Source organism: Erwinia sp. V71 (genome assembly GCF_965644245.1).
Lineage (GTDB): Bacteria > Pseudomonadota > Gammaproteobacteria > Enterobacterales > Enterobacteriaceae > Erwinia.
The window spans coordinates 1-10,255 of sequence record NZ_CBFFRK010000152.1; the positions used below are offsets into that span (position 1 = coordinate 1).

General features: G+C 56.0%; 7 protein-coding genes and 2 pseudogenes. 7 read left to right on the forward strand and 2 right to left on the reverse strand.

Annotated elements, in window-relative coordinates; all coding sequences use genetic code 11:
* Positions 1-369 precede the first annotated feature (369 nt).
* From ACSZO1_RS20280 to ACSZO1_RS20300, 5 genes are read left to right on the forward strand one after another with little or no spacing between them, the layout of a single operon-like run.
* The gene (locus tag ACSZO1_RS20280; RefSeq protein ID WP_437615887.1) at positions 370-1,713 is read left to right on the forward strand and encodes an LLM class flavin-dependent oxidoreductase; all 1,344 of its coding nucleotides are present in this window, start codon (positions 370-372) and stop codon (positions 1,711-1,713) included.
* Positions 1,714-1,766: 53 nt separating this feature from the next.
* Positions 1,767-3,389 carry an ABC transporter substrate-binding protein gene (locus tag ACSZO1_RS20285; RefSeq protein WP_437615889.1) on the forward strand — a complete coding sequence of 541 codons (1,623 nt, stop codon included), beginning with the start codon at positions 1,767-1,769 and terminating at the stop codon, positions 3,387-3,389.
* A 6-nt stretch (positions 3,390-3,395) separates the two neighbouring features.
* Positions 3,396-4,379 (forward strand): ABC transporter permease, encoded by a 984-nt coding sequence (locus tag ACSZO1_RS20290; RefSeq protein ID WP_437615891.1) that lies wholly within the window; start codon positions 3,396-3,398, stop codon positions 4,377-4,379.
* The gene (locus ACSZO1_RS20295; protein WP_437615893.1) at positions 4,376-5,209 is read left to right on the forward strand and encodes an ABC transporter permease; all 834 of its coding nucleotides are present in this window, start codon (positions 4,376-4,378) and stop codon (positions 5,207-5,209) included. The genes ACSZO1_RS20290 and ACSZO1_RS20295 overlap by 4 nt, the downstream gene beginning before the upstream one ends.
* The gene (locus ACSZO1_RS20300; protein WP_437615895.1) at positions 5,206-6,828 is read left to right on the forward strand and encodes a dipeptide ABC transporter ATP-binding protein; all 1,623 of its coding nucleotides are present in this window, start codon (positions 5,206-5,208) and stop codon (positions 6,826-6,828) included. The genes ACSZO1_RS20295 and ACSZO1_RS20300 overlap by 4 nt, the downstream gene beginning before the upstream one ends.
* A gap of 42 nt (positions 6,829-6,870) precedes the next feature.
* On the opposite strand, the gene ACSZO1_RS20305 is transcribed toward ACSZO1_RS20300, so the two are convergent.
* Positions 6,871-7,506: a carbonic anhydrase gene (locus ACSZO1_RS20305; RefSeq protein WP_437615897.1), complete on the reverse strand. Its 636-nt coding sequence runs from the start codon at positions 7,504-7,506 to the stop codon at positions 6,871-6,873.
* Between the two features lie 248 nt (positions 7,507-7,754).
* On the opposite strand from ACSZO1_RS20305, the pseudogene ACSZO1_RS20310 reads away from it, so the two are divergent.
* Positions 7,755-9,000, forward strand: a pseudogene (locus ACSZO1_RS20310) (MFS transporter).
* A 48-nt stretch (positions 9,001-9,048) separates the two neighbouring features.
* Here the strand turns inward: ACSZO1_RS20310 and ACSZO1_RS20315 are convergent.
* Positions 9,049-9,369, reverse strand: coding sequence for a hypothetical protein (locus tag ACSZO1_RS20315; RefSeq protein ID WP_437615899.1), 321 nt, complete (start codon positions 9,367-9,369; stop codon positions 9,049-9,051).
* Positions 9,370-9,769: 400 nt separating this feature from the next.
* On the opposite strand from ACSZO1_RS20315, the pseudogene ACSZO1_RS20320 reads away from it, so the two are divergent.
* Positions 9,770-10,201, forward strand: a pseudogene (locus ACSZO1_RS20320) (carbohydrate ABC transporter permease); the annotation flags it as partial.
* Positions 10,202-10,255: the final 54 nt, after the last annotated feature.

Sequence of the window (10,255 nt, forward strand, 5' to 3'; positions counted from 1 at the left end):
ATCGGTAGTTAACCCTTCCTCCTACACTCTCCACAATCATGTCCGAGCGTTGCACTTATTATCTGAATTCGCGCTTTTGCTACGTCGTAACAGAGCAGTAAGGGACATTTTTTGTGCCTCATTAATGGCAGCTACAGCGTCCTGGCAACGGTTTGCCATCTCATCTTAATCATCGCTGCGCACAGGCTAAGCGTTGGTAGTGAAGTTATGAAAAGCCTGAAAATACTAAGACGATATTAATATTTAGTCCGCGATTCTTTATATGTGATTCTGCTTATCAGCATACCCCGGCCAACCAACACCACCGGGATACACGCCTGCGGCCGCATTCTGTTGCATGGCGGGTGGACCCGCGATTAAGGAGATCTGATGAGCAAACATAATATTAAACTCGGACTGATGTTACATGGCGCAGGTGGCCATATGAATTCCTGGCGACATCCGAAAGCACCTGCGGATGCCAGCGTTAATTTTCGCTATTTCACCGCATTAGCGCAGCGCGCAGAAGCGGCGAATTTTGATTTCCTGTTTGTCGCCGATGGCCTGCATATTAACGAAAAATCGCTGCCGCATTTTCTCAACCGTTTTGAACCGATTGCGCTGTTGTCGGCACTGGCATCGGTGACGGAAAAAATTGGTCTGGCGGGCACCATTTCCACGTCGTACAGCGATCCGTTTACTGTCGCGCGTCAGCTGGCCTCGCTGGATAATATCAGCCATGGCCGCGCGGGCTGGAATGTGGTGACCTCGCCGCTGGAAGGCTCATCACGCAACTTTGGTAAAGCGCATCCGGAACATTCGCTGCGTTATCAGATTGCCGAAGAGTATATCAGCGTAGTGCAGGGGCTGTGGGACTCATGGGAGGATGACGCCTTTGTGCGCGATCGGGAAAGCGGCGTATTCTTCGATGCCAAAAAACTGCATAAGCTGAACCATAAAGGCCAGTTCTTTGAAGTGGAAGGGCCGCTGAATATCCAGCGCTCACCACAGGGACAGCCGGTGATTTTCCAGGCGGGTGCTTCCGATACCGGCATTAGCCTGGCGGGTAAATCTGCCGATGCTGTATTTACCAATGCGCGCACGCTGGAAGAGGCAAAAACTTATGCCGCGAAACTGCAGGCGGCAGTGGCAGAAAGTGGCCGCGAACAACATGTCGGTGTGTTCCCGGGCATCACACCGATTGTCGGCAAAACAGAGGAAGAGGCGGAAGCCAAATACCAGTATCTGCTGTCGCTATTGTCAGTGGATGATGCACTGGCCTACCTCGGGCGCTTTTTTGATCATCATGATTTCAGCCAGTATCCGCTGGACGGCCCGTTCCCCGGGCTGGGCGAGTTAGGGCAAAACACTTTCCGTTCCACCACCGATGCCATTAAACGCCGGGCGAAAGAGAAAAATCAGACGCTGCGCCAGGTGGCATTTGAAGCCACGTTGCCACGCGGGGAGTTCTTCGGCACACCCGAACAGGTGGCGGAAACCTTTATCCGCTGGGTGGAAGAAGGGGGTGCGACCGGCTTTATTATCAGCGGTCCGATACTGGTGGAAGCGCTCGACGATATCACACAGCATGTGCTGCCGATCCTGGCCGCACGCGGCTACTGGCAGCCCTCTGCCGCCAGCACGTTACGCGAGCGTCTGAATATTCCCTTCAAAAACAATCGTTATGCCCAGCAGAAAACCGTGCAGCGCAACGAAGCGCTGACTGCCAAATAAAACAGCGCCGTGCTCCACTGTGCGGGTACGGCGCCAAAAAACCAGGAAAGGCTATGTTGCAGATTTCTTTTTTCCGGACGACGCGCTGGCGCCGTTCGTTGCTGACGTTATTACTGACCGGGACTCTGGCGGGCTGTGACCAGGCGGCGGAAACACCCGCGGCCTCCGCGAACACCCCGCAGACGCCGCAACAGGGCGGCATATTGCGGGTCGCTATCGATACCGATCCCAACTGTCTCGATCCGCAACAGGCGGGAAATAACAATTCACTGAATATTGGCCGCCAGCTGACCGATTCGCTGACCGACCAGGACCCGCAAAGCGGAAAGATTGTGCCGTGGCTGGCAACCCGCTGGCAGGTGGAAGAGAACAACCAGCGTTTTACCTTCACCCTGCGTGACGGTGTCACGTTTAGTGATGGCACACCGTTTACCGCGCAGTCGGTGAAAGATAACTTTGCCGCGATAGTCAGGCTGGGGGCAAAAGCCTCACTGGCCTCGACCTATCTGAAAGGTTTGCAGTCGGTGGAGACGCCGGATGCTCATACTGTGGTGATCACGTTCGCCCAGCCAAATGCGCAATTCCTGCAGGCCACCTCAACAATGAGTCTGGGTTTTTTCGCCGCTGATACGGTGAATGCCAGTGCGGAAGAACGTTGCCAGGGCAAACTGACCGGCAGCGGCCCGTTTGTTCTGAAACAGTTTATTCATAACCAGAAAGCGGAACTGACGCGCCGCAGTGGTTATCAGTGGCCTTCGTCACTGGCGGCGCATCAGGGGGAAAGCTACCTCGATGGCGTGGAGTATCGTGTGATCCCGGAAAGTGGCGTGCGTTTTGGCAGCATTATTTCCGGTCAGCTGGACGTCAACGTCGGTGTCACGCCACAGGATGAGCAGCTGCTGCTGGATAAGCACCTCACGCTGAATGCGCGCACCAATCCAGGTCTGGTATACAGCCTGTTCCCGAATTATTCATCACCTCTGATGGCGGATTCTGTGGTGCGTCAGGCGCTGAATCTGGCGATCGACCGGGCGGCGCTGAAGCCAGTGCTGTCGCGTTATCAGCATGAAGCCACCTCGGTGCTGGCGCAAACCACGCCGCTGTATCAGGACCTCAGCGCGCAGCTGAAATACGATCCGCAGGCCGCGGAGAAATTGCTGGACGAGAATGGCTGGCAGCGCGAGGCCGACGGTATTCGCCGAAAAAATGGCGAACGGCTTAGCTTCCGTATCAGTTACTGGCAGAACGCACCGTTTCTGGAAGTGGTGCAGCAGCAGCTGAAACAGGTTGGGATTGATCTGCAGCTGGAGAAAGCGCCGATCAGTCAGGTCGTGGCGCGTCAGGCGAGCGGCAAAATTGATGTCGATTTCTATAATCTGACGCGTTCCGACCCTGATGTATTACGTACTGTGTTCGACGCCAGCGGCCGTAATGTGAATAAACGGCAGCCTGCGCACGTTGATACGCTGCTGGTGCAGTCCAGCGAAACCCTCGACAGCACACAGCGCCAGCAGTATGTCACGCAGGCGGCACAACGGCTGATCAGCGAGGGTAACGCGATTCCGCTGGTTGAGCTGGCGACGGTGATCGCAACCGCGCCACATGTGCATGGTTTCCATTTTGATGCTTCATCACGTTTTCAGCTGTATGACACCTGGCTGGCGGCGAAGGAGTAACCTCTGATGGCAGATGCAACGATTGTGACGGGTCGCCGCGTATCACCGCGCTTTTCAGCGCTGTGGCGCCGGGGTCTGCAGGGTGTGCTGGTGCTGTGGGCCGCGTGGAGCCTGACGTTTCTGATTCTGTATATCCTGCCGTCAGACCCGGTCACCATTATGCTTAATCAGGGCGAGCAGAGCACCGTGGACCCGGCACAGGTGGCGGCGCTGAAAGCGCGCTATCACCTTGATTTACCGGTATACCAGCAGTACGCGCTGGCGTTATGGGATGTGCTGCATCTTGATCTGGGGCGTTCGATTGTCAGTGGTGACAATGTCACTTCTTTGCTGGCGCAGACGCTGCCTGCGACGCTGCTGCTGGCGCTGTGTGCGCTGATCACTGCGCTGGTGACAGGCATCGGACTGGCCGCCGGAGCCAGTGTGCTGCCGCCGGGGCGGGTGAAGTCGGCTCTGCTGGCGTTACCGTCACTGGGCGCGGCGCTGCCGATGTTCTGGCTTGGTTTGCTGCTACTGCAGCTGTTCTCCTTTAACCATGCGTGGTTTCCGGCGATGGGCAATCACGGCTGGAAATCGCTGGTGCTGCCGGCGCTGGCGCTGGCCATCCCGACGGCCGCCACCATTGCACAGGTGATGAACCGCTCGCTGGCGGAAGTCTGGCGGCGGCCATTTATTGATGCGCTGCGCCTGAAGGGCGCGGGTAACGCGTATCTGCTGTGGCGCCATGTGTTGCCGAATGCGGCGATTCCGCTGCTGACGCTGAGCGGGATGATCTTCGGCCATCTGCTGGCCGGTTCAGTCATCACTGAAACAATTTTCTCACGCGAAGGTGTGGGGCGTCTGGCGGAGGGCGCCGTCTCTGCACAGGATATTCCGGTGGTGCAGGGTGTGGTGCTGACTGCCGCCGCCATTTTTGTGGTGATCAACTTTGTTACTGATGCGCTGTATCCGCTGCTCGATCCACGCATCAGCACGGGAGAGAAATCATGAGCCTGGTATTACCGGAACAGACGCCGCGGCGATTGTTTCCTGTCACCCTGTGGCTGAGTGCGGCACTGCTGTTGCTGGTGATACTCTGGGCGCTGTTTCCCGCCGTATTTAGTCACCAGGACCCGCTGACTGGCGATGCACGCTATGCCCTGCAGCCCCCTTCGGCCAGCCACTGGTTTGGCACTGATCATCTGGGGCGTGATATTTACAGCCGTACCGTATTCGGCACCGCACTCACGCTGCAGGCAACACTGTTTTCTGTTGCCATCGCATTACTGACCGGCACGCTGTCGGGCGTGCTGGCAGGTTATATCGGTGGGCGTGTTGACAGTCTGTTTATGCGCATCATCGATATTCTGATGGCGGTTCCCAGTCTGCTGCTGGCGATGGCGATCATCACCGTGCTCGGCTTTGGCACGCTGCACATTGCGGTGGCGGTTGGTTTGTCGTCTGTCGCCACCTTTGCCCGTCTGTCGCGTGGTGAAGTGCTGCGCAGCCGTACCCATCTGTTCGTTGAAGCTGCACGTGCCAGCGGCGTTGGCCATCTGAGTATTATTCGCCGTCATATCCTGCCACACGCGCTGGCGCCGGTATTGTCGCTGGCGGCTCTGGAGATGGGCTTCGCCTTGTTGTCGGTATCCGCACTGAGTTTTCTCGGTTTTGGCGCACCGCCGCCGCAGCCGGAGTGGGGTTTACTGATTGCCGAAGGGCGTAACTATATTGCCGCAGCCTGGTGGTACACCACGCTGCCGGGGCTGATTATTGTGCTGTCGGTGCTGGCAACTAACCGCATCGCCGGGTTTATTCAGGACGCAGCGGAGGAACGATGAACGAACCATTACTGGCAGTGGAACAACTGACGATTGATTATCCACGGCGTGAAGGCGGCGTGGTGCAGGCAGTGAACGCGCTGAGTTTTGCCATCAATCCCGGTGAAGTGGTGGCGATTGTCGGCGGTTCGGGGTCCGGCAAATCCACCACCGCATCGGCGCTGGTCGGTTTACTGAGCAGGCAGGCGATCACCCGCAGCGGCAGTATTCGTTTTCGTGGCCAGCCACTGGAAAAGGCCAGCCAGCGTCAGTGGCGGCAAATCCGGGGTCTGGAGATTGGTTTTGTGCCGCAGGACCCGGCACAGGCGTTTAACCCGATTCAGACTATCGGCAAACAACTGCAGGAAGCGCTGACCCTGCACGGCGTGACAAAACGCGCGGCAGCAGGAAGGCTGGACGCGCTGCTGGCCGACGTCGGGCTGCGTGACAGCGCGCGCATTCTTGCCAGTTACCCGCATCAGCTCTCCGGCGGCATGCGTCAGCGTGTGCTGCTGGCGATGGCAATGTGTCATCACCCCGGACTGATTATTGCCGATGAGCCGACCAGTGCGCTGGATGTCAGCGTGCAGAAGCAGGTACTCGATGCGCTGGCAAATGTGGTCGACAGTAAAGGCATTGCCTTACTGCTGATTACCCATGATTTGAATATGGCGCTGGAACGCGCTGACCGGATTCTGGTGATGCATGACGGCCAGCTGGTCGAGAGCGGTACGCCCGCCAGTCTGCTGAACCGCACGCAACACCCTTATACCCGCCAGCTGCTGGCGGCCTCACCCGCGTTTCTCGATGTGCCTTACCGCCAGCCGCGTCCGGCGCTTGCGCCACTGATGCAGGCGGACAGGCTGAGTAAAAGTTTCACCCTGGCGCGCGGCGGGACCTTTCGTGCGGTAGAAGAGGTCTCTTTCCCGGTGCTGCGCGGCGGCACCACCAGTCTGGTCGGGGAATCAGGTTCCGGCAAATCGACCACTGTGCGTATGCTGCTGGGGCTGGAACGGGCTGACAGCGGCGAAGTGCATTTTGATGGCGAGCGTTATACCGATCCTGCACGTTTCCATCAGGCAGCATTTCGCCGCCGGGTGCAGGTGGTCTATCAAAACCCCTATGCCTCGCTGAATCCGAAAATGACACTGGCGGAGATTATCTGTGAGCCGCTGCGCGCGTTTCGCATCGGCAATCGTCACAGCCAGCGTCAGCGCGCCATTGAACTGCTGCAGGCGGTTGAACTGCCCGCGTCACTGTTGCATGCGCGGCCTGCTGCACTGTCTGGCGGCCAGCGCCAGCGGGTCGCGATTGCCCGGGCACTAGCCATTGAACCCGAACTGCTGATCCTTGATGAGCCGGTCTCAGCGCTCGATGTGGCGGTACAGGCGCAGATCCTGCAATTGCTGGAGCGTCTGCAGCGGGATAAAGGACTGAGCTATCTGTTTATTTCCCATGATCTGGCGGTGGTGCGAAAAATCTCTGACTATGTGGTGATTATGCAACAGGGTCATGTGGTTGAGCAGGGGCAGGTAGCGGCAATCTTCGATACGCCAGCCAGCGACTATACCCGGCAGTTGCTGGCGCATATTCCGGGGGCAATGCGGCGGCAGGAGGACAGGGTGCCGCGTCGGGCATAAAAGGGATGTGCCCGGGCGGGCACACCACCTGATTTCGGGGTCTTACTCGAAAAATTCTTCCGGATTATCTGACAGCAACACAAATTTATTGGTGTGGTGCTGCAGAGCGCGAATTTCGCCTTTCTCAATATCATACACCCAGCCATGCAGGCGGATTTTGCCATTACGCAGCGCCACGGAGACGGACGGATGCGTTTTGATATTGTTCAGCTGCGCAATGACGTTTTCCTGCACCATTGCATTCACTTTCTGATCTTCATTGTCGTACTCGCCTTTCTCCATCACCGCTTTAGCGGCATCGGCATAGCGCAGCCAGTGGGAAACGGCGGGCATCGGGTCGAGACACTGACAGGTCGCGATGGCTTTCATTGCGCCACAGTTAGAGTGGCCACAAATGACGATATCACTGACGCCCAGCGCGACCACCGCGTACTCAATGGTAGCGGAAACACCGCCAGGTTCAGGACCGAAAGGGGGCACAATATTACCCGCGTTGCGGATAACAAACAGCTGACCCGGTTCCTGTTGGGTCACCAGCTCCGGCACCAGACGGCTGTCTGAACAGGAGATAAACAGCGCCTTAGGATTCTGACTTGATGCGAGACTGCGAAACAGTTCCTGACGATCCGGGTAGATGTCTTTCTGGAAGTTTAGGAACCCTTCAATGATATGCTTCATAATCTTTCCTGCTTGCTGTTACGTAACGAAATTCTATGCAACACATTTATCTTTTCACAACTTTTTGTGATGTGCATCTGTTTGTTGGTCCGATATCTGCGCCGCACGCATTGCCGTTGCCTGAAATGGTAAAATCACGCAACCTGTCAGCGGCAAGGTTCCAGTAACGGCTGAAAGCCGACCATAACACGACCGGTTTAACACCGGCACGGCGCAATGACGCCGAAATAATCTATAGGGATGGCAATATGGGGTTACTCTCAACCGCAGCGGACGATTCGCTGCTGCGGCACCGCGCGTTTGTCGCTTTCTGGCTGGCGCGCACCTGCTCTTCGTTTGGTTTTCAGATGTTCTCAGTGGCGGTGAGCTGGCAAATCTATGAGCTGACCAACAGCGCGATGGCGCTGGGGATGATCGGTCTGATGCAGTTCCTTCCTTCGGTGCTACTGGCTCTGCCCGCCGGGCATCTGGCGGATCAATATGATCGTCGTCGCCTGGTGTTGTGCGGGCAGTTGCTGGAGTGGGGGCGTTACTGGCGCTGGTGGTCCTGACGGTCTTCCACTGGTCCGATAAAACCGCGATCTGGGGGCTGGTATTGCTGATTTCCGTCGCCAAAGCCATCGAGTGGCCGGCGATGCAGTAGATGCTGCCGTCACTGGTGCCACCTGCGATTCTGGCACGGGCGACCGCTGCGAATGCGGTGGGTGGTCAGGCGGCGGTGATTATTGGTCCAACGCTGGGTGGTTTTCTGTATGTGGCAGGCGCGGATGTGGTGTATGGCGTCACCGCGGCGTTTTATCTGCTGTCGATTATTCTGGTCAGTCTGATCCGCTATGAGCGGCCGCTGCAGCCCCGTTTACCCGCCACCCTCAAAACCCTGTTTGCCGGTATCAGCTTTATCCGTGCGCGCAAAGATGTTCTTGGGGTGATCTCGCTCGATCTGTTCGCGGTATTGCTCGGCGGTGCGACGGCGCTGCTGCCGATCTTCGCCAAAGATATCCTGCATACTGGCCCGTGGGGGCTGGGTCTGCTGCGCGGTGCGCCGTCCGTGGGTGCGCTGCTGGTGGGCATCTGGCTCAGCCGCAATAAGCTGGAAAAGCATGTCGGCATGATTATGTTTGGTTCAGTGGCCGGATTTGGTGTCGCCACGCTGGTGTTTGCGCTCTCCAGCAACCTCTGGCTGTCACTGCTGGCGCTGGCGGCGCTGGGTGGTTTCGATATGGTCAGTATGGTGATCCGTGGTGCACTGGTGCACTGGTGCAGCTGGATACGCCGGACGATATGCGTGGCCGGGTCAATGCGGTGAACAGTATCTTTATCAATACGTCCAATCAGCTGGGCGAATTTGAGTCCGGGGTGCTGGCGGCACTGATGGGCGCGGTGCCTGCTGCGGTACTGGGAGGAGTAGGGACGCTGGTGGTGGTGGCGTTGTGGATGAAGTTCTTCCCGAATCTGCGTCGCCGTCAGCGCTTAGAAAACGATCTTCCTGCCTGATAACCGGTTGACGTGACTTCTGCTGCAGAAGCAGAAGTCACGTCAGTATCAGCCAATAAATTCCGCTTTCACATCGTTGCGCGCCATGCAGTTACGCCAGGCGCTGCCCGGGGAACCTTTATCCAGCGCTTTAGCTGAGAAGAAAGGGATCGCGCGCGAAGAGCCGACATCTTTAAATTCACGGTTTACATACGCAATCGGCGCCAGTGTTCTTTTGCCGGTGACGTACTGATTTTCAACCTGCAGTTGCTCAGTACATTGTGTTGCCACCTGGTTTACGAAGGCGAAGTTATTGTCCTGCTTTGGCCCTGTTGCACAGGCGCTAAGCAAAAATGCAGCCGTTAAAACAGCAAGAGTGTGAAGTTTCATGATCAACCTGGCATATGAGGGGGTCTGCAGATACTATCGGCATGGCAGAACCGACCTTTAGGATAAATCTTAGACACTGCAAAATATTCCATACCCGTACAGCGGTTTCCTGGCACATATCCGTGCCAGTAAGCGAAAAATCTATATCCCTCTGCCGCACACCTGATTAAACTCAGCCGCGCGCTGAAATAGAATTGCGATCCCCGTCACTTAATACCGTCATCACTCTATTTGTGATATGTAAAACATCAATCCAATAAAAACAAAACAACGTTTCGATCACGATCACAAATTCACGAAACAGGCGATGACGCCAGAAATATCTGGACATACCATAATGAAACACCGTTTCGTTTTGTTGCAATTATATCAATTTTATGTCACCTAACGGGTATGAATGATGAATGAGAACAGAGTGCCCGGGTTAGCCTACATCTCACACTATATTATTGGGTTACTGGTGTTTACCGCTTTCCCGTTTGTATCATCGTTTTTCCTCAGTTTTACCGATTATGACCTGATGAACCCGCCACAATTTAATGGGGTGGAGAATTATCGTTATATGTTTGCCGAAGATGAACTCTTCTGGCGCTCAATGTGGGTAACCTTTGCTTATGTTCTGTTAACCATTCCATTAAAACTGGCGTTTGCGTTGGGGATTGCGTTTGTTCTCAACTTTAAATTACGTGGTATCGGTTTATTTCGCACGGCTTTTTATATTCCTTCCATTCTGGGCAGTAGTGTGGCGATTGCCGTGTTATGGCGTGCGCTGTTTGCCATTGATGGCTTGCTGAATGGCTTTATTGGCGTATCGCGAATTCAGATAATAAGTGCAACGCTTGGTCATGTGGATGGAGGGACGGTTAGCTACCGATAAGCTATCCTG

What these genes read in the sequence shown, in the direction of transcription:
- ACSZO1_RS20280 (WP_437615887.1), top strand. Translation starts at nt 370, where the DNA reads ATGAGCAAACATAATATTAAACTCGGACTGATGTTACATGGCGCAGGT.
- ACSZO1_RS20285 (WP_437615889.1), top strand. Translation starts at nt 1,767, where the DNA reads ATGTTGCAGATTTCTTTTTTCCGGACGACGCGCTGGCGCCGTTCGTTG.
- ACSZO1_RS20290 (WP_437615891.1), top strand. Translation starts at nt 3,396, where the DNA reads ATGGCAGATGCAACGATTGTGACGGGTCGCCGCGTATCACCGCGCTTT.
- ACSZO1_RS20295 (WP_437615893.1), top strand. Translation starts at nt 4,376, where the DNA reads ATGAGCCTGGTATTACCGGAACAGACGCCGCGGCGATTGTTTCCTGTC.
- ACSZO1_RS20300 (WP_437615895.1), top strand. Translation starts at nt 5,206, where the DNA reads ATGAACGAACCATTACTGGCAGTGGAACAACTGACGATTGATTATCCA.
- ACSZO1_RS20305 (WP_437615897.1), bottom strand. Translation starts at nt 7,506, where the DNA reads ATGAAGCATATCATTGAAGGGTTCCTAAACTTCCAGAAAGACATCTAC.
- ACSZO1_RS20315 (WP_437615899.1), bottom strand. Translation starts at nt 9,369, where the DNA reads ATGAAACTTCACACTCTTGCTGTTTTAACGGCTGCATTTTTGCTTAGC.